Origin of the sequence: Planctomicrobium stercoris (assembly GCF_051465655.1) — a bacterium.
GTDB lineage: Bacteria > Planctomycetota > Planctomycetia > Planctomycetales > Planctomycetaceae > Planctomicrobium.
The window spans coordinates 2,581,443-2,599,434 of sequence record NZ_CP195791.1; the positions used below are offsets into that span (position 1 = coordinate 2,581,443).

Sequence of the window (17,992 nt, forward strand, 5' to 3'; positions counted from 1 at the left end):
TTCTGCATCATGAAAATTCGAAGTCGTGGATTCACTCTTATTGAGCTTCTGGTCGTGATCGCGATCATTGCTGTGCTGATCGCATTGCTGCTGCCAGCCGTTCAGCAGGCCCGCGAAGCTGCCCGCCGCAGCCAGTGCAAAAACAACCTCAAGCAGATGGGACTGGCACTCCACAATTACCACGATGCCCACAACATGTTTCCCTTCGGGGTCAGAATGGGAGGAGCGGGTGGTTTCGGGCCTTCCTTCAATGCCATGATCCTTCCGTATATTGACCAGGCGCCGCTCTATAACAAGCTGGTCTGGACCGGGGTGAATGACGGCTTCGCGCCCGTTCACGACACAAATAAGCTGTATGCGTTGAACGCCATCATCCCTGCTTTTCAGTGTGCGTCTTCGCCACTCAATCTCCGCGGGCCCGACCTTTATGGGACCGGTCCAACTTACGAACCGCATAGTTGCTATCCGGGAATCTCTGGAGGAGTCTCCGGCAACGGTTTTACGGACGCACGGGAAATCGGAACCGGCGCTGGAATCCTTGCAAAGAATGGAATCCTTGGATACCTGAGCACGGTCGGGTTTCGCTCGATCAATGACGGGGCCTCCAATACCATGATCATTGGTGAAGCGTCCAATTTTTATAAAGACGCTGCAGGAAATCTCACTGAATCCGGCGCTGCTGGCACGGAGCACGGATGGATGATGGGCACACAGGCGACCGGGGATCTTGCGTCGCACCCCGATCCTCGCATGTTCAACGTGACTTCCGTGCGCTACCCGCCCAACGCTGTCTTCAACACAGCAGCGAATGGAATGATTGCAAACTACGGGACCAACAATCCCATGAACTCGCCTCATGCGGGCGGAGTTCAGGTTACCCTGGCAGATGGCTCGGTTCGCTTCATCTCTGAGAACATCAACATGCTGACTCTCCGCATCCTCTGTTCCCGGGATGACGGTCAGGTGCTGGGCGAGTTCTAGCCCCTGTCTCAGGGGAGTGTGGCGGCGATTCTGGTTGATTCATTGCTCGAAAGCTGTGTTTATCGCCGCCGGAACGCAACTGCTTCGTGAGATTCGCTCCAGGAGGCCGGTTCGACTTCTTAAAAAGCTCAAAAGATGATCTGTCAGAGCACGAAGCGTGAGCGAGTGCATTCGGAACAAGATGCGGCTTGATGCACCTGCTCCCGAGCGTACTCTGAAAAAATCAAACAGCAGTGTTGCTGTCAGTTCTGGCCTCGGCATGAAGAAATCCAGCACGCAGCCCCGGGCGATGAGTGACCCCCGGGGTTGTGTGAACTGGCTTGACATGAAGTTTGGTACGGCGTGACGCATCTCTATTTCCGTTCCTTTTGAAAGGACAATCATTGTGCGAACTGTGCTGGCACTCTCGTGCCTGATCCTCATTTCGGGATGTGGTCGAAGTTCGGGAAGAGCTCACAGCGAAACAGCACCCGTCTCGGGCAAGCTGACGCTCGCGGGAGCTCCCCTGCAGAAAGGAACACAGGTCGTCATCAGTAATGAGGACGATGGATTTGTGTTCTCAGGAACGACGGACGAGGCGGGCGCTTTCAAAATCATCTCGCAGTTTCCAGAGAACGGCGTCCCCATTGGTCACTATGTGGTGACAATCGCCCCTCCGGCGGCTCCGCAGGTGAATTCGATGGAACTCGCGCTCAACCCGAAAGCCAATCAGGTGAAGATCGACTTCCCCAAGAGTTACATGCAGACCAAAACCAGCGGACTCGATTTTGAAGTTCAACTCAAGGACAACGTCCTGGATCTTGACCTCAAGAAAAAGTGACCGGAGCAGAGGCTCCCAGAGCGAATCTCACGAAAGTGTGGCGTTCCGGCGGCGATAAACGCAGCTTTCGAGCAATGAATCGCCCAGAATCGCCGCCACACTCCCCCGAGACAGGGGCTAACGTCTCCGAACATCCTCTGCCCGGTCAGCGGGCAGCGGGGACTTTCACTGTGTCGACCAGTTTTGTCACCAGGGAATCCACTGCCAGGCCTTCTGCCTCCGCTTTGTAGTTCAGCAGGATTCGGTGTCGCAGGACCGGTGCAGCGCTCACCCGGATATCCTCCACCGTGACATGTGAACGACCCTGCAGAATGGCCCGGGCTTTCGCAGCCAGGACCAGATACTGGGACGCCCGTGTCCCCGCCCCCCAGCTCACATATCTGTTCACCAAGTCCTGTGTCCCGACCTGACCGGGACGACTGGCTGCAACGATCTGCACAGCGTACTGAAGCAGCTCTCTGGCAACCGGGACACTGCGGACAATCCGCTGAAAGTCCAGGACATCGTCGCTGGTGAACAGTGGGTGGATCGGCTCCTGTGCGCCCGCTGTCGTCCGCTCCACGACGGTCACTTCATCGTCCTCTGGAAGATAGTTCATGACCACGTTAAGCATGAACCGGTCGAGCTGTGCTTCGGGGAGCGGGTAGGTCCCTTCCATTTCGATTGGATTCTGCGTGGCGAGAACAAAAAACGGCTCATCCAGCGGGTAACGCTTGCCCGCTGCGGTCACTTGGTGCTCCTGCATCGCCTCGAGCAGCGCCGCCTGGGTCTTGGGGGGAGTGCGATTGATTTCGTCGGCCAGCAGGACATTTGCGAAGATCGGTCCGGGGACAAACGTCATTGACCTGCGACCGTCCTGATTCTCCTCCAGAATTTCCGTCCCGGTGATGTCTGCGGGCATCAGGTCGGGAGTGAACTGGATCCGTTGAAACTGCAGGTGAAAAATCTGTGCGATCGATTTCACAAGCAGAGTCTTGGCCAGACCCGGGGCGCCCGTGATAAGGCAGTGTCCGCCGGCGAAGAGAGTCGTCAGCACCTGCTCGATGACGTCCTGCTGTCCGACGATGGCTTTACTGAGTTCGTCGCGGATCCGCTGGCGGCTGTCGCGCAGTTTCAGGACGGCTTCTTTTTCCCGGTCATAATCCGCACTTGTGGAGAATGGCATTTCTCAGTTCCCTGCGAATGGGCGTTCCGATCCGGACCCTCATCAGGAGTATCCCGGCTTCGCGGAGAAATGTCGAACCTGTTGACCGGGCAACCTGACAAGCAGTGCTAAAGGCCAAGTCGCGGGCCGCTGTGGTTACTTCAGTCCGAGCGTCTCGTCAAAGTGACACATCAGGTTGAAGTTCTGGATCGCCACACCGCTGGCACCTTTGATCAGGTTATCCAGTACGGAGAAGATCATCACCTTCCCCTTCACCACGCGGGCTGTGATCTGGCAATAGTTGGTGCCGGCGACGTCTTTGGTTCTGGGCAAGTGGTCAACGACATGCACAAATGGTTTTCCTGCATAGAAAGCTCGCAGCACCTGCAGCAGTTCGGCCTGTGAGACTTCCTTCACCGGGCTGGCGTAGATGGTGGCGAGAATTCCCCGGTCCATGGGGATCAGATGAGGAGTGAAAATGAGATCGACCGTCTGGCCGGCCACCTGAGTGAGAATCTGTTCAATCTCCGGTGTATGTCGATGATTGCCGACGCCATATGCCGAAAGGCTTTCGTTGCATTCGCTGAAGAGCGTTTCCACCTTGGGGGTTCGCCCTGCTCCGGAAACTCCGCTCTTGGCGTCAATGATGATTCCCTGCGGCTGGATCAGTCCCGCTGCCAGCAACGGAGCCAGTGCAAGAATGGACGCACTCGTGTAGCAGCCGGGGTTGGCGATCAGCGACTGCTGCGGAATTTCCGGTCCGAAGAGTTCGGGCAGACCATATACGGTGGCTCCCAGCCGGGTGGGGTCAATATGAACGTGCCCGTACCACTTCTCGTAAACTGCGGGGTCAGCAAGTCGGTAATCGGCCGAGAGGTCGATCACCTTCATCCCGGCGGAGAGCAGTCCCGGGATGGCCTCCATGCTGGCGCGGTGAGGGAGGCAGCAGAAGCAGACGTCGGCGATCTGCGCCAGTTCTTCTGGGCCCGGGTTGGTAAAGTGAAGATCCAGCCGCCCTGCCAGCGAGGGGTGGACGCTGCTGACCGGACCGGATTCTGAACGACTCGTGACGGCCGTAATCTCGGCGTGGGGATGCCGTAACAGGATGCGGATCAGCTCGAGTGCGGTGTAACCAGTCCCCCCTTGAATCGCAACTCGGATCACGGCACGTCCAGCTTGAAGATGTAGAACAAAGTGTCGGAATTTTGAAAAACGGCGTTCATCTCGTTCGGTTCGTCGAGGCGAAACCGTCCCTCACTACGAAGCTTATTCACCGTCTGGGATTCATCAACCCAGATTCCGCCTTGGCTGGAGCTGCCAGGGGGTGAAAATTGTTCAAGGAATTTGTCACGGACATTGCGACGGGTTTCGGCCAAATTGTCAGTGCGAAAGATCTAGCAAATCGTAGAGCTGCAACCTCTTACAGTTCGCACCGGGCGTTTGAGTTGACTGGAATATACGAGTCGGATCGAAAAAATAAAATTATTTCCCGTTTAATGACCGTTTTTCCTGTGTAAATTTGCTTCTATCATACGGGACACAATCTTGATCAACTAGGTTCGATGCATCAGAATGGTGTGTCGTAACAATGCATTTGTCAGATATTGTGCAGGATTTCTCGAATTTTGCCAAAATCGACTTCTGCAAAAAGATACAGAAAAGTTGACAAAGCTCTGGGAATCGGGTGGATCAGCAGGTAGGATCGATCGTCTATTACGCGGACAGGTATCGCGCAATACGTTTGACTCCAAGTCTTTGGGCCTCTTGAGGAGTTCATTTGTGTTGGAATATGATTTCGATGACAGTCCCGGATATTGGGTGTGCATGACGTCACACCTGATCCGGAAGTTGCTCAGTACCAGTTTGGCACCGGCCAAGATGACACTTCGTCAGTTCGAAGTTCTGGCAACCTTGGCGAAGCTGCCGGGATGCGGGTCACAGACCGAGATTGCGGACGCTCTCGGCATTGAGCCGCACACGCTGGCTGGAGTTCTGAAGCGGATGGAGCGCGATGGACTGCTCGAGCGGACCTGCTGCGATCAGGATCGTCGTAAAAACCGCGTGCAGCCCACGGCCAAAGCGGAAGAAATGTGGCAGCGAGCCACTGCGATATCACATGCAATTCGTCGCGACATTATTCAGGGACTGACTGGTGAAGACCTGGCGATGTTGAAAAGCATCTGTCAAAGGTTGCAGACGAACATTCTGGCAGCGGAAGCCGAACTGGAAATGCAGCCTGCCGTGCATCACTCGCCCCCTCATGCACCCGCACACCTTGCGGTTCCATTTTCGCCAATGATTCATCCTTGAACGTCTGGCCGGCGTTCGGACGGTGCCGCGCGGGAGATCGCTCTTGCCCTTGACGATCACATTGTCCGAATCGACATCCCACCGTCGATCTTCAGGACTTGGCCGGTGGCATAGGGAAGATCTCCGGAAACCAGGGTTCGGACTGCCCGGCCGATGTCGGAGGATTCTCCCCACCGACGTTCCAGGGTCAGGCCGTCTGCGATCATGCGATCGTATTTGCCGGTCACGGCTGACGTCATGTCGCTGCGAATAATCCCCGGACGAATTTCGTAGACATTGATCTTCTCCTCTGCCAGCCTCGCTGCCCAGAGTTTTGTCGCCATTCCCAGTCCCGCTTTGGAAAGGCAATAGTCTCCGCGATCCACCGAGACAACCTCCGCTGAAATGGAACTGATGAAGATCACTGTCCCGCGAAAGTTCGCGTAGTCACGACGGTGTGAAATCATTTGCCGGGCGACCAGCTGCGTCAGGAAATGGGGACCCTTCAGATTGATTCCAATGACTTTGTCGAATGCATCTTCTCCGGCTTCCAGAAGATCCTTGCGGCCCGGTGATGTAATGCCTGCATTATTGATCAGGGCGTCAATTCTTCCGAAGCGGTGCAGCGTGTTCTCGACCAGCCGGACCCTGTCGGCGTGCACGCTGATGTCTCCGGGACAGTAGTCAATCTCCCGGTGGATTTCTCGCAGTTGATCCAGTGTGTCTTTCACGCCTTCGACGGGGCGAACGCCGTTGAGCATCAACTTCCATCCGGCAGCTGCCAGCTCCCGGGCGATTCCCAGCCCGATTCCTCGTGCGCCTCCGGTGATCAGTGCGATCGATGACATATCTGGAAACCATCAAGTGAAGCGGGATCCGGGAGTGACCTGCAAACGCGGCTTGCAGCGAGGATTGTATCGAGTCTTCATAAGAACAATAGTCGCACCCTAGCGAGGATGCAGATGAATTTCGCCGTGTGATTCTAACGAACAGGCTGTATCAGAATTCTCTTGTCTTTACCGCTGATTCTTTCTTCCGTGCGTTCCACCCCCTAAACTCAAAGACCACCCTGCCGCTGGCGGAACGTCCTGGAGTGCACCAGCTGCCTCACTGAATTTCCAGATCCGCCGGCTGGACTGATCGGATTCCTGCCGAATAATCAACGTTGGACACTGACTCGGATGATGAACATGAACGCCCCCACTCGACTGCTGACGGCACTTCCTTTAGCGGCACTGCTGATGGCTGGTTGCCCCCCTCAGGCTGAGAAGGCAGAACCGAAACCTGCAGCTGAGTCGACTCCCGCGAACGAGACGCCCGCGGCTGCTGAATCCAAAGCCTCGGCCGAACCAGCTCCTGTTGCCAGTCAACCTGATGATCCGGAAGCGGTTAAAGCTCTGAAGGATGCCGGGGTCTATCTCAAATTCGACAGCGCTGGGCAGGTGATCGGCGCCGATTGCAAACATGCGTCCATTACCGATGAGCAACTGGTCCTCTTCAAAGGTCTGCCCAAGCTCAAAGTTCTCAGCCTCGAAAACTCTCAGGTGACGAACCAAGGGCTGAATATTCTGGAATTCCTTCCGCAGCTGGAAGAACTCGGACTGCGACGCTGTTCGCAGGTGGACGACGCCGGACTGGTGGCACTGAAGTACGTGCCGAAACTGCAGCGGCTCTATCTTCTGTTCACCCGGACGACAAATGCCGGACTGGAACATCTCAAAGACCTGAAGGATCTGAAGGTTCTTGACCTGCGTGCCTGTGCTCAGATCGGTGATGCCGGACTGGTGCACATCGAAGGGCTGCAGAATCTCGTCGATCTGAAGCTGCGTTCGTATCCGGTGACCGATGCCGGGATGAAGTCGCTCGGAAAATTGAAGAAGCTTCGCGTGCTCTCGCTGGAAGATTGTGGAGTGGGAAGCGCGGGTATGGTCGATCTGGCCGATCTGTCGGAACTGAAGTCGCTCAACCTGATGCGCACCACTGTGGGTGACAAAGGGCTCGCGAATTTCGGAAACATGAAGTTCGTGGATCTTTCGCTGCGTGACACTGCTGTGAGCGGAGCGGGACTGGATGCACTGGTGGCTGCCCGCCCGACGCTGGTCGACCTGGACCTGAGCGAGAACCGCATCGATAACTACGGACTCGAGCATCTCGCCCCGTTCACCCAGCTCAGGATTCTGAATCTGTGGAACGGCAGTTTTGATGACGAAGGTCTGAAGGCACTGAGCGGGCTGACGGAACTCAAAGAGCTGAACCTCGAAGCCTGTCGCGGAATCACTTCCGCCAGCGCTGCGCAGATCGCGTCATATCCGAAACTCGAAAAGCTGAATCTGGTTGAGACGTCGTTTGACAACGCAGGTCTCGAAGAGCTCTCCGGAATGAAGAGCCTGAAGGAAATTGACCTGTCCCGATCTGGAGTGACCGCTGAAGCTGCCAAGAAGTTTCAGGATGAGCATCCTGAGTGTAAGGTGAAAATCTAAGGGGCCAGTAAAGGTCCCGGTCACGGCGGTTTCGCTAGATGCTTCAGGTGTGCAGCGAAACGTGATTCGACAGATTCCTGGGACTTTCGACTGTGACGACAGTCCCCGTAAGTCTTCAACGGGCTGCTCGTCCCTTCCTCGTTAAGGGACGAGGGGAGTCGCCTGAGTCGGGAAAGCTGGGCAAAGTTTCCGGATCCGGAGATCGCGAGCGTTTGGCCGCATTCTCCGCGAGTTTGGAAGGGGGCTGCGTTCAGGAAAAACCGAGCCTCGTGCCACACTGTCGTCCGGTTTCCCGGATCGGTTGTGGCGGCCCGCGGGCGGAACCGGTATGCTAACCAGGCTGTTTCGGCGAATCGCGAATCACCAGGTGAGCTGCGTCGGGTTGGGCAAAGATGACAATCAAATCGAGCTTTTTCGAAATCCAGAGCCTGGAGGCGAATGACGGGACACTGCTCGTCATGAGTAAGAACCGGCTTACCGAGGATGAGAACCTGGAGCAGCTGGATCGCGATTTCATGACCCTGACCGACACATTCCATGTGCGACGGATCATTCTGGACCTGACCTCAGTGACGTACATGACCAGCGCCGCGATCGGCAAGTTGATCTCGCTGCATCGGCGTCTGACTCGCAATGAAGGGCGACTGGTCCTGTGTTCGCTCCAGCCTGAAGTTCAGTCCACCCTCAAAACCAGCCACCTGTTAACGTATTTCAGAGTTGCCGACTCCTCCTCGGCCGCGTCTGAGTTGTTCGCCTGACCGGCGACGGACCGCTCGCTGCCGGGCCTCCTACCAGCACTGCGGGTTCCAGTGTCGAATAGCCGTCTCCCGCAGCGGTGACTGCGTCAAAATTCAATTGTGCCTTGAGTAGAGAAATGACGATGCAGGCTGATGTCGGTGCGCCACTGGTTGTTCTGGAAGGAATTGACGGATCTGGCAAAGGAACTCAGGCGGCGTTGTTGCACAGCCGGTTCAAGGAGTCTGGCCGCCCTGCCCAACTTCTAAGCTTTCCTCGCTACCAGTCGACATTCTTCGGCCATCGGATCGGAGAGTTTCTCAACGGAGATTTCGGGACGCTCGATCAACTCGATCCGTTCCTGGTTTCTCTACTCTACGCCGGTGACCGGTTCGAATCTCGAGACACTCTGCACCAGGCGCGGCAGGGCCAGGACGTCGTGGTCCTTGATCGATACGTCCCTTCGAACATCGCTCACCAGTCCGCCAAGAAGTCGGGCGAAGCGAGAGTTCAACTGCAGCAGTGGATCGAGCAGATCGAGTACGGCATTTACCAGATGCCCCGGCCTGATCTGGTGGTGCTTCTGGACCTTCCCGTCGAAGTCTCCCAGCAATTGATTCTGATGAAGCAGCGACGTTCCTACACCGAACAGGCGACCGACCTGCAGGAAGCGGATGTTGACTATCTGGACCACGTGCGAAACGTGTATCTGCACCTCGCACGATCTTCCCCAGGATGGAAGATCGTTTCCGTGACCGATGGAGACCGGATTCGAACGATCGAGGAGATCTCCGAGGAAATCTGGGGGATCGTCCAGGAGAGATTCGATTTCACCAACCCAACGTCCATCACCTGAAACGAGATCCCATTCCATTTCAGCCCCCTTCACCACTGCCGCGATGCCCCCTCATCCTGTCTGCCGCGTTCTCGTCGATCCCCCTTTAGCGGGCGATTTGAATATGGCGATCGATGAAGAGTTGCTGAACTCGGGCCTGTCCGGCGTGGCGACGCTGCGCTTCTATCAGTGGGCCTCTCCGACGGTCTCGCTCGGACACTTCCAGGCGCGCCAGACGCTGGAGGTCCCTGCCCGGTTTCAGGAACTCCCGGCGGTTCGACGTCTCTCCGGCGGCGGGGCGATCCTGCATGATCAGGAGTTGACCTATTCCTGCGTTCTCCCCTCGGGAAACCCTCTGTGTCAGGAACCCGGTCAGATTTATGACCTCGTTCACGCTGCGATTATCAGTGTGCTGGAACGGCTGGGAGTCCAGTGCCGAATGCGGGGAGACGACGCGTTTTCCGATCAGTCCTTTCTTTGCTTCTCGCGCGGCGATGCCCGCGACATCGTGATCGGCAGTGCGAAGATTGTCGGAAGTGCCCAGCGCAGGCGGCAGGGTACGGTTCTTCAGCACGGGAGCATCCTGCTGCGGACATCCCCATGGGCCGAAGAGTTTCCCGGGATCCGCGAATTGACCGGGGTCGATCTTTCCGCCGAAACCCTGACATCTCAACTGATGCCCGAAATTCTGCAGCGTCTTGGCCTGCAGGGTGTCGAGGGAGAACTGACCGCGGAAGAAAAGGGGCGAATCGACGCGGCGTTAGAATCCGGGAGTCGATAGCCGGTCCCGCTGCATCAAGAGTGCGACTGTGCAAATGCAAAAACCCGCCGGACAGATGTCAGGCGGGTCTCTCTCTCAACTCGGGCTCTCCCGCAGGTGACTCGCCTGCGGTTCTCTCAACTCTCAAGAGTCTCAAACAATTCCTGGTCGCGCCTCAAGTGAACTCTTCTTCTTGACACCAGGCTCAACGTGCCAGTTTCACGAGCAATGAGGCGGGAGGCATTATTTATGTCCGCCGTGGCCGTGCTTCGGTCCTTCTGCGACGGGGGCATCGCAGGCAATCTGGCACTGGTTGTTATCGCAGCTGTCCAGGACGTCACGGAAGGCGGAGCCGGCCACGCTGGATTTGATTCGTCCGTCTGGTTTACAGGCCGAGAAGCCGCTGAAGTAGTAGCTCTGGTTCAGGGAACCGATGGCATCGGCCACGTCGTTGAGTTCTTCAGCGACAGCATATTGCACTTCGCTGAGGCCGACGATCAGACCGATCACCAGCAAGGTGGCAATCAGGACCAGTTCGGCGGAAACAATAAAACCAGCTTCATCATTCAGCAGTGCATTCAAAACGTTCTTCATGTCCTCGTCCTCGTGTGTGATCCCTGTGAATTGAGAGCGCAGAACGATCGGCAGTCCCATGAGAAGGGGGCATGCAGTTCGCTCTTACAAACTCATGGCTGGACCGTGTGAGAGCGGTAGACAGGTCATGAGGAGACGTCCGGAGACAATCTCAGATGGCTCTGATGGAAGTGTTCTTCCACTGGTTTATGCAAAGGCAGATGCAGTGCCAGACAGAGCATGAACAGATCACGGAGGGCACTTAACGAAAGAACGTGCCGCAGTTTAAGAAAATTCGCGTGACCTGCTGGCCAACTCAGAAAACACTGCAGGCGCAAAGAGGTTGAACCATTGTCGCTGACAAAGCGCTTCTGGTTTGATACAGCACTGCGAATTCGGTGACGTAACCGTTGCGTGCCGAGCCAGGTGTAAGGGATCGGCTGCAAGGCTGGAGGACCTCCGGGCTCTCACCTCCGAAGACAGCCTTGCAGCACAGCAAAACGTCAATGCAGACAGGATGCCTGTTTCCGGAAAGCAACGTGATGATGCCCGTGTTGCTTTTGGGGTTCACTCTGTAACTTCATGTTGCAGAATTGTTTGCGTATTTGGAGAATGTTGCTCGCGGCTAGTGTTGCTGTTCAGCGATCGCTGATGTTGCGTTTCGACATCTTTACGAAAGTGAAACGTCCGCTTCGAAGCCTGAACATTCTGATGTTCGCGCCCTCACAGAAGTGGCCGAGTCGGAGATCGACCGTCCCTTGGTCGCTGCGAAGTATGGAGATGGAAGTTTTTTGTGAATGAGTGGGAAATCTCGATCCAGACTCCGATTTCTTGCACTGAATCCCCTGCCCGGCTGGTTGAACCTGAAGTCTTCACTTCAGTATGGTCCATGGAATCATCAATACCCGGCAGTGCTTGAGACTTCACTGCCTGTTCGCATCTCAAAGGAAATCCGTGATGACTGATTCCGTCGACCGACGCAGCTTTCTCAAGGCCAGTACCGTCGCTGCCGGTGCTGCTGCGATGTTCCCCACTGCCTCCCTGAAAGCCAAAGGGAAAAACGAAACGCTCCGCATCGGAATGATCGGGCCGGGGGGACGGGGCTTCAGCGCGCATGTCAAAACGCTCACCAAGCTGAAGAACGAAGGGGCGAATATTGAGATCGTCGCTGTTGCCGAAGTGTGGTCGGTCCAGCGGGACATGGTCGCGGACTACATCAAGGCGGAAAACGGCAACGATCCCGCCCGGTATGTCGACTACCTGGAAATGATCGAGAAAGAAAACCTCGATGCGGTCTCCATCGCGACGCCGGACCACTGGCATCACAAGCAGATCGTCGACTCGCTGAACGCCGGGCTGCACGTGTACTGCGAAAAGCCGATGACCAAGAAGGTCGAAGAGGCGATGGATGTCCTCAAGGTCTGGAAGAAGTCCGGCAAGGTCATGCAGGTGGGAGCACAGGGCTCCAGCGAGCCGACCTGGAATCTCGCCCGGCAGATGATCGATGCGGGTAAGCTCGGGAAGGTCTTGATGTTCCAGACGGAGTACTTCCGCAATTCGGATATCGGCCAGTGGCGGTATTACGCACTGACCAAGGACATGACCCCGCAGACGATCGACTGGCAGCGTTGGCTGGGGACCAAAGAAGGTCTCTCGGAAGACCGGCCGTTCGACCGCGAAGTCTACAAGCAGTGGCGACGCTTCTGGCCCTACGGATCAGGGATGTTTACCGACCTGTTCGTTCACCGGGTGACCGCGATGCTCAAGGCGACCGGCCTGCGTGATCCGGGTCGCGTCACTGGAGCGGGCGGGATCTATCTGGAATACGATGGTCGGGATGTCCCGGATGTGGCGACGGTCGTTGCCGATTACTCCGCCGGCGTTCAGGGACTCGTTTCTTCGACGATGTGTGCTGAGGAATCCCGGTTGCAGCAATGCATTCGCGGTCACTTCGGTTCGTTCACGTTCTCGGGGAACAAGATTCACTTCACCCCGGAACGGCCTCAGGTGACCCACAACAGCAAACTCGTGGCGGAGACCATTGAGACCGAAGCTGTGGCCGATCTGGACAAGGCACATTTCCAGAACTGGCTGGACGCGATCGCTGCGGGCGATCCGATGCTCTGCAACAACGACCCGATCCTGGGGGCAGCCGCCGTGACGACGGTGATTCTCGGTGCCCAGAGCTATCGTGACGGCATCGTTTACTACTTCGATCCGGAAACCGGCCCGGTGAACGCCTACGAAGCCCATCAGAAGGGGCAGAGCTGGGCGAAACAGTGGGAAAAAATGTCCGCAGAGCGATCCCCTGCCCGACACGTTCCAGGCTGGACCGCCGGGACCTACGGCAGCACTCTCGAAGAGCCTGCTTACATGTCGCTGGCAGGCCCGTGGATTGATGGACAGCCACCGAAGAAGTCGTAAGACGGTTTAGAGTTTACTGTTCAAGTACGGCAGTCTGATTCAGGCTGCCGTACTTTTTTTGTAGAGGGCAGAGGGCAGAGGGCAGAGAGGGGTAGGCGTGGTTGAGCGCAGCGAAACCCAGCTTGAACGGGCTTTGCGAATTGAACGTGACGGCGTGACACGTTCGAGGCTGAAGTGCGCCGACCGTCAGTAGGGACGTGGATTCATGTTCGTCCAGGGGGTGCGATGTGACTATCGCATCCACCCTACGCCAATTTACGACAAGTCTAAATCTCAAGCAGAACCTTGGATGGCGTTACATGGACCCGTTGTGATGGTTAAATTGTCTTGTTGCCACTCTCGCATTTGATACAATCTTTCGAGAACATCTCGGTGATCGAAATGGTGTCGGAAGATCATGCAGCATCGGTGGCGTAAGCGTCCATTTAAACCTGACGATAGGGATCCAAATGTCCTGTGGATGGAGTTTGGCGATGGATACGTTATCCCTCATGAAGGACGGTATTTAGCTGTTTCATCAGGTATATCTGTCTTGCGGGACGCTGACATTTTGATGCAGACAGAGCTCATCAGACTCGGTACAAGCGTTCCTCGCGGTCAAGTCATTACTGGAACGACGCGTGCATGGGACGTGCTGCGTCAGGAATTGCTGAAGCATTCTGAGCTTTTTGATTATTTCCCTCGATGGCATCGCAAATTCGAGGAATTTGTAGGTGGAGCGTACCATGAATCACAATGGAGCAACGTCATCCTCTCTCCTCGTTCGGGAGACGGTGGGTTCGATATTGCTGCTTTTAAAGGCGGGCAACAAATTCTCGATGAAATAAAGGCGTATCGGTCAGGGCGGCTTGTCACGCACCAAATCGTTCGTGCAATATTAGGATTGTTGGTCCTTCATGACGATTTGAATCAAGTAAGAGTGACGACAAGTTCGGGGTTCTCCCCGAATGTTATCGCCGACTTTGCCAAAGTTATACCGGACAAACTCCAGTTAACTGATCGTGGTCAATTGATTGGGTGGTTAAACCAGATGGGAACAGCTGAGGCTGAGTCTTCAGGTCTTCCATTGGCAACGGTTAACTCGAGACCATGGAAAGTCTTCTTCTAGTCTGGCGAGGTGCCATGCTCATGTCGCGTCAGCAGCATGGACATGCCGACGGTCAGTGGGGACGCGGATTCATGTTCGCCCGGCGGGCGAGATGGAAGCATGGCACGCGGCAATTGCAGTCGTCGTGGCGAGGAATCCAAACCGATCACGTTTAGCTGCACACTTCAAGTGTGCAGCTAAACCGCCGTTGTTGAGGTTTTCGACCGACAGCGACTCGCTCAGGTCGATGGTGACGTCGTCAGCTGGCGGCCCGCGTTTCGCGCGCGGGTGATCTCGATTGGGCAGTCCGCTCCCGGAATGATGGACCAGATGCGTCGGCGAAGTTCGGCCGCCTCTGTTTCACTTTCCGCGAACATGGCGATCGTCGGCCCCCAGGAGGACTGTGCCATTCCCGTGCGTTCAATCTCCGGCAGCCGCTTCAAGAGCGTGCGCATCATTGGAGAAGCGAAGACTCCTCCCTGCGTGGCTGCGAAGAACTCTCCCACCAGTTGGCCATATTCCAGCAACGCTGCTGCAAATCCTGCAAAGTTGTGATTGGTCAGAGCGGGGAGAATTTCGGTCAGGGTGAGCCTGCAAAGTCGGCCGCTCACTGATTCCGACATCGACCCGAGTTTTTGAAACGCCTGCATTTCCACGGACCCATGCAGTCCTTTGGCATCGAGGGGATGAAGCAGAAGGACTCGCCACGCATCGGGAAAATCAACACGGCAGGCGAGTTCCCCAAACGCAGCACCGGCGGCATGTCCCCCGTCGACAAGAAATCCTCCGAGCCGATAGCCGTGCAGCCCGATGGCCGAGCGGTCCCCTCGGCCGCACTTCTCAGCAAGTTCAATGGGAGAAGCGGTTCTCCCTTCCATCAGAAGCAGTGCTTCCATCATCGCCAGAGACAGCTGTGTCCCCGATCCGAGTCCGGAATGGGCAGGAATCTCGGCTGCCAGATCGATCTGGACGGACGCCTGCAGATCGGGATTGCGGGACTTCAACGACTGCAGAGTCGATTCGGCTCGGGGGGAAAGAATCCCGAACCGTCTGCCAGTTGCGGGGCTGGTCGCGGTCAGTTCGACTCCCGGTCGCTCGAGCATCATCCCGATGCCGCCGAAGTGACGTCCGGTCTCCGGTTGATACGAGAGCGGTCCGAAATGCAGACGGGCACCGGTTCGGATCGTGATCGAGGCAGGGAGCGGAGGCATGTTTCCAGTGAATTCAGTCGCAGCGGTCGGGCGAGGTTCTATACGAATTCTGCCGTTCGTATGAAAAGAACGCAAACGATGACTCGGAACTTCGCGTTCAGCGACCTGTCACAAGCCGGCTGATCTGCTTGAACTGTTCAGATCCGGCGACTTCGCACCATTCGAACATGGCCATTTCGCTGGTGATGATGCGGACCCCGGCATCGGACATGCGCCGTAGAGCGATTTCACGGTCTTCAGCCTGGCGGCTGCGGGTGGCATCCGCTGCGATGAACACTTCAAAGCCGGCACTGACCAGATCGAGTGCGGTCTGCAGCATGCAGATATGAGTTTCAATTCCCGCGAGGACAATCTGCCGTCGTCCATCTTCCAGACCGGACTGCAGGGCCCAGTCCAGGGCCTCCGCACAGCTGAACCGGACCTTTTCCGGTCGGTGGGGAAGCAGTTCTGCAATGGCGGGGACAGTTGTTCCCAGACCGCGCGGATACTGCTCGGTCGCACTGACAGGGACATTCAGAATCCGGGCTGCCTGAATGAGTTTCACGCAGCCTGAGAGCACCAGATCGAAGTCCGGAATGATAGGCGCAAACTTCTCTTGCATGTCGACGATGACCAGACGACTGGTGGCTGCACTGAGCAGTTCGGGAGAGCGCGTGTAACGATTCGTCATGCGGGTTATCCGACTCATCCGATTTTGTATGTTTAGCTGCACACGTGAAGTGTGCAGCTAAACAACACGTCCATTCACTTCACTACTCGGCTTTGCCGCCGAATGCGTCCAGTGGAGGGCCGCCCATGATGTGATATCCGCAGTCGACATGCAGAGTCTCACCAGTGATGGCGGACGCGTAATCGCTCAGCAGGAACATGGCAGCCTTGCCGACTTCTTCTTCCGAGATGTTTCGGCGAAGCGGAGAGAACGTCTCGTACAGCTTGAGCATCTTGTTGAAATCGCCCACGCCGCTGGCGCTGACGGTCTTCACCGGTCCGGCACTCAGGGCATTGACGCGGACGCCGTCGGCTCCCAGCTCGCTGGAAATGTACTCGACAGCACTTTCCAGGGCGGATTTGCACAGACCCATCAGGTTGTACCCGGGGATGACTCGTTCGCCCCCCAGGTAGGTCAGGGTCAGGATGGAGGCACCGGGGTTCAGCAGCGGTTTGGCGCGTCCGGCCATGGCAATCAGGCTGTAGACGCTGATGTCCATGGCGGTTTTGAAGCCTTCCCGGCTGCTGGCGTAGACCGGACCGGTCAGGTCAGCGGGGGGAGCAAACGCTACGCTGTGCAGAACGAAATCGATCTTTCCGAAAGTTTCAGCGACTTTGTCGTACGCGGCCTGAATGTCTTCATCCTTCTGCACATCACAGGGGACGACGAACTTGGCGCCGATCGGATCGACGAGCTTGCGAACTTTGTTTTCATTCTTGGGCCGAGCGGGATCCTTATCCGGCAGATGCGTGAAACCGATCTCTGCCCCCTCAGCGTGAAGCGCCTGCGTGATCGCCCAGGCGATCGACCGCTCGTTGGCGATCCCGAAGACAATTCCTTTTTTCCCCGTAAACAATCCCATGGTCCGTCCTTTTTCTCACTCCATATGCCTGTCTGACTGGAATCCCGCAACGATATCGGAAGAAGAGGTTTCCGGCAATCGGCCCGATGCTGCGAGTCGATGATTCACTCGGAAGAGGTCCAGAGCGAGGAGTCGAGAGTCCAGAGCCTGGAAACGGGAAGCACTTGGCGTCTCGTGCATTACGCACGGAAGGGGGGAGAGCGGCATCGACGAACGTCGAAACTTTTCTCCAACTTGAGATCGATCCTAAGAGCATAGCCACAGGGACGTTCCGCCGCTATGATCTGTCGAGTCCGCATTTCCATCGTGACCCGCACGCCCCGGTGACTTCCGATGACTATTTCCGTTGATGAATACTTTCATACACGCACGGACGACCGCAAGAAGGAAGTGCGGTACATCAATGTGATCAACAAGGACTCATGCACCAGCTGCCAGTCCTGTGCCACCGTTTGTCCGGTGGATTGCATTTACGAAGTCCCCAGTCGGATTCCGGGACAAAGCTATCATCAGATCGACACCTCGCGCTGCATCGGCTGCCAGATGTGCTACCGATCACCCAATGACAGTACGGAACATTATCAGCTGACGATCTGCCCGTGGAATGCGATCGACATGCTGCACAATCCGAATATGAAACCGGATGCGGTTTCGATTCTCGAACCGTATTGGAAAGGGGCGGAAACCGGACTCCCCTACCCCAAGCTCGAGGAATACGGGTATCAGCTGTTTCTGGACGGTCAGGTCTTCCTGCCGACGAAACGCCCGGATCTGATCGAGATTCTCAACTGGTTCACAAAACCGGACTGGCTGTACTCGGAAGATGGACAGACAATCGCCATCGCCACGATGGAACAGCACGACGACGAGAAAGTCTGCTTCTACGCCACGCCGATCGCCCGTGACCTGCTCGACTGCATGTTCGATGGATGGCAGCGGATCTGGATGGACTGAACAGTCCAGAGACAAGAGTCGAGAGTCCACAGCAGATTTCTCCAGATCTTTTTGAATTGTGGTCACACACAATTCTCTGCTGGGTGATATGCTCGAAGTGGTTCAAGACTTCCATGTGTTTTCGGCTT

17 protein-coding genes are annotated in these 17,992 nt (G+C 56.4%); 10 read left to right on the plus strand and 7 right to left on the minus strand.

The annotated features are described in order from the left end of the window. Positions 1-9: 9 nt before the first annotated feature. A complete protein-coding gene (locus SH661x_RS10685; RefSeq protein ID WP_437230772.1) occupies positions 10-981 on the plus strand; it encodes a DUF1559 family PulG-like putative transporter in 972 nt (323 codons plus the stop codon). 385 nt (positions 982-1,366) lie between these two features. Then, positions 1,367-1,801 (plus strand): carboxypeptidase-like regulatory domain-containing protein, encoded by a 435-nt coding sequence (locus SH661x_RS10690; protein WP_437230774.1) that lies wholly within the window; start codon positions 1,367-1,369, stop codon positions 1,799-1,801. A 145-nt stretch (positions 1,802-1,946) separates the two neighbouring features. Here SH661x_RS10690 and SH661x_RS10695 read toward each other — a convergent pair whose 3' ends face one another. Both SH661x_RS10695 and argC read right to left on the minus strand, forming a co-directional pair. Continuing rightward, the gene (locus SH661x_RS10695) at positions 1,947-2,966 is read right to left on the minus strand and encodes an AAA family ATPase (protein WP_437230776.1); all 1,020 of its coding nucleotides are present in this window, start codon (positions 2,964-2,966) and stop codon (positions 1,947-1,949) included. A gap of 135 nt (positions 2,967-3,101) precedes the next feature. Then, the gene (argC, locus tag SH661x_RS10700; RefSeq protein WP_437230778.1) at positions 3,102-4,109 is read right to left on the minus strand and encodes an N-acetyl-gamma-glutamyl-phosphate reductase; all 1,008 of its coding nucleotides are present in this window, start codon (positions 4,107-4,109) and stop codon (positions 3,102-3,104) included. 660 nt (positions 4,110-4,769) lie between these two features. On the opposite strand from argC, the gene SH661x_RS10705 reads away from it, so the two are divergent. Next, the gene (locus SH661x_RS10705; RefSeq protein ID WP_437230780.1) at positions 4,770-5,255 is read left to right on the plus strand and encodes a MarR family winged helix-turn-helix transcriptional regulator; all 486 of its coding nucleotides are present in this window, start codon (positions 4,770-4,772) and stop codon (positions 5,253-5,255) included. A gap of 56 nt (positions 5,256-5,311) precedes the next feature. Here the strand turns inward: SH661x_RS10705 and SH661x_RS10710 are convergent, their stop codons facing one another. Continuing rightward, complete coding sequence (locus SH661x_RS10710) at positions 5,312-6,082, minus strand: 3-ketoacyl-ACP reductase (RefSeq protein WP_437230782.1); 771 nt, start codon at positions 6,080-6,082, stop codon at positions 5,312-5,314. Between the two features lie 342 nt (positions 6,083-6,424). Between SH661x_RS10710 and SH661x_RS10715 the strand changes: the two genes are divergently transcribed. From SH661x_RS10715 to SH661x_RS10730, 4 genes are all read left to right on the plus strand, one after another. Continuing rightward, positions 6,425-7,714 (plus strand): leucine-rich repeat domain-containing protein, encoded by a 1,290-nt coding sequence (locus SH661x_RS10715; RefSeq protein ID WP_437230784.1) that lies wholly within the window; start codon positions 6,425-6,427, stop codon positions 7,712-7,714. Positions 7,715-8,106: 392 nt separating this feature from the next. Then, positions 8,107-8,472 (plus strand): STAS domain-containing protein, encoded by a 366-nt coding sequence (locus SH661x_RS10720; RefSeq protein WP_437230786.1) that lies wholly within the window; start codon positions 8,107-8,109, stop codon positions 8,470-8,472. Between the two features lie 116 nt (positions 8,473-8,588). Beyond that, complete coding sequence (tmk, locus tag SH661x_RS10725; protein WP_437230788.1) at positions 8,589-9,305, plus strand: dTMP kinase; 717 nt, start codon at positions 8,589-8,591, stop codon at positions 9,303-9,305. Between the two features lie 43 nt (positions 9,306-9,348). Continuing rightward, complete coding sequence (locus SH661x_RS10730; RefSeq protein ID WP_437230790.1) at positions 9,349-10,065, plus strand: lipoate--protein ligase family protein; 717 nt, start codon at positions 9,349-9,351, stop codon at positions 10,063-10,065. Between the two features lie 222 nt (positions 10,066-10,287). On the opposite strand, the gene SH661x_RS10735 is transcribed toward SH661x_RS10730, so the two are convergent. After that, positions 10,288-10,638, minus strand: a complete 351-nt coding sequence (locus SH661x_RS10735; protein WP_437230792.1) for a Flp family type IVb pilin — start codon at positions 10,636-10,638, stop codon at positions 10,288-10,290. A gap of 936 nt (positions 10,639-11,574) precedes the next feature. Here SH661x_RS10735 and SH661x_RS10740 point away from each other — a divergent pair. Continuing rightward, positions 11,575-13,041 carry a Gfo/Idh/MocA family protein gene (locus SH661x_RS10740; RefSeq protein WP_437230794.1) on the plus strand — a complete coding sequence of 489 codons (1,467 nt, stop codon included), beginning with the start codon at positions 11,575-11,577 and terminating at the stop codon, positions 13,039-13,041. Positions 13,042-13,438: 397 nt separating this feature from the next. Continuing rightward, complete coding sequence (locus SH661x_RS10745; RefSeq protein WP_437230796.1) at positions 13,439-14,149, plus strand: restriction endonuclease; 711 nt, start codon at positions 13,439-13,441, stop codon at positions 14,147-14,149. A 218-nt stretch (positions 14,150-14,367) separates the two neighbouring features. On the opposite strand, the gene SH661x_RS10750 is transcribed toward SH661x_RS10745, so the two are convergent. The 3 genes from SH661x_RS10750 to SH661x_RS10760 all read right to left on the minus strand — a co-directional run bounded on the left by SH661x_RS10750 (position 14,368) and on the right by SH661x_RS10760 (position 16,910). Further along, positions 14,368-15,339: a GHMP family kinase ATP-binding protein gene (locus tag SH661x_RS10750; RefSeq protein WP_437230798.1), complete on the minus strand. Its 972-nt coding sequence runs from the start codon at positions 15,337-15,339 to the stop codon at positions 14,368-14,370. A gap of 97 nt (positions 15,340-15,436) precedes the next feature. Then, entirely contained in the window at positions 15,437-16,009 is a 573-nt protein-coding gene (locus tag SH661x_RS10755; RefSeq protein WP_437230800.1) for a hydrolase, read from the minus strand. 82 nt (positions 16,010-16,091) lie between these two features. Next, entirely contained in the window at positions 16,092-16,910 is an 819-nt protein-coding gene (locus SH661x_RS10760; RefSeq protein WP_437230802.1) for an enoyl-ACP reductase FabI, read from the minus strand. Positions 16,911-17,243: 333 nt separating this feature from the next. On the opposite strand from SH661x_RS10760, the gene SH661x_RS10765 reads away from it, so the two are divergent. Beyond that, positions 17,244-17,864 carry a 4Fe-4S dicluster domain-containing protein gene (locus SH661x_RS10765; RefSeq protein WP_437230804.1) on the plus strand — a complete coding sequence of 207 codons (621 nt, stop codon included), beginning with the start codon at positions 17,244-17,246 and terminating at the stop codon, positions 17,862-17,864. The last annotated feature ends 128 nt before the right edge of the window (positions 17,865-17,992 follow it).

Coding starts and splice junctions, on each gene's coding strand:
- SH661x_RS10740 (WP_437230794.1), top strand. CDS start 11,575: ATGACTGATTCCGTCGACCGACGCAGCTTTCTCAAGGCCAGTACCGTC.
- SH661x_RS10715 (WP_437230784.1), top strand. CDS start 6,425: ATGAACGCCCCCACTCGACTGCTGACGGCACTTCCTTTAGCGGCACTG.
- SH661x_RS10685 (WP_437230772.1), top strand. CDS start 10: ATGAAAATTCGAAGTCGTGGATTCACTCTTATTGAGCTTCTGGTCGTG.
- SH661x_RS10750 (WP_437230798.1), bottom strand. CDS start 15,339: ATGCCTCCGCTCCCTGCCTCGATCACGATCCGAACCGGTGCCCGTCTG.
- tmk (WP_437230788.1), top strand. CDS start 8,589: ATGACGATGCAGGCTGATGTCGGTGCGCCACTGGTTGTTCTGGAAGGA.
- SH661x_RS10745 (WP_437230796.1), top strand. CDS start 13,439: ATGCAGCATCGGTGGCGTAAGCGTCCATTTAAACCTGACGATAGGGAT.
- SH661x_RS10755 (WP_437230800.1), bottom strand. CDS start 16,009: ATGACGAATCGTTACACGCGCTCTCCCGAACTGCTCAGTGCAGCCACC.
- SH661x_RS10730 (WP_437230790.1), top strand. CDS start 9,349: ATGCCCCCTCATCCTGTCTGCCGCGTTCTCGTCGATCCCCCTTTAGCG.
- SH661x_RS10695 (WP_437230776.1), bottom strand. CDS start 2,966: ATGCCATTCTCCACAAGTGCGGATTATGACCGGGAAAAAGAAGCCGTC.
- SH661x_RS10735 (WP_437230792.1), bottom strand. CDS start 10,638: ATGAAGAACGTTTTGAATGCACTGCTGAATGATGAAGCTGGTTTTATT.
- SH661x_RS10705 (WP_437230780.1), top strand. CDS start 4,770: ATGACGTCACACCTGATCCGGAAGTTGCTCAGTACCAGTTTGGCACCG.
- SH661x_RS10760 (WP_437230802.1), bottom strand. CDS start 16,910: ATGGGATTGTTTACGGGGAAAAAAGGAATTGTCTTCGGGATCGCCAAC.
- SH661x_RS10765 (WP_437230804.1), top strand. CDS start 17,244: ATGACTATTTCCGTTGATGAATACTTTCATACACGCACGGACGACCGC.
- SH661x_RS10720 (WP_437230786.1), top strand. CDS start 8,107: ATGACAATCAAATCGAGCTTTTTCGAAATCCAGAGCCTGGAGGCGAAT.
- SH661x_RS10710 (WP_437230782.1), bottom strand. CDS start 6,082: ATGTCATCGATCGCACTGATCACCGGAGGCGCACGAGGAATCGGGCTG.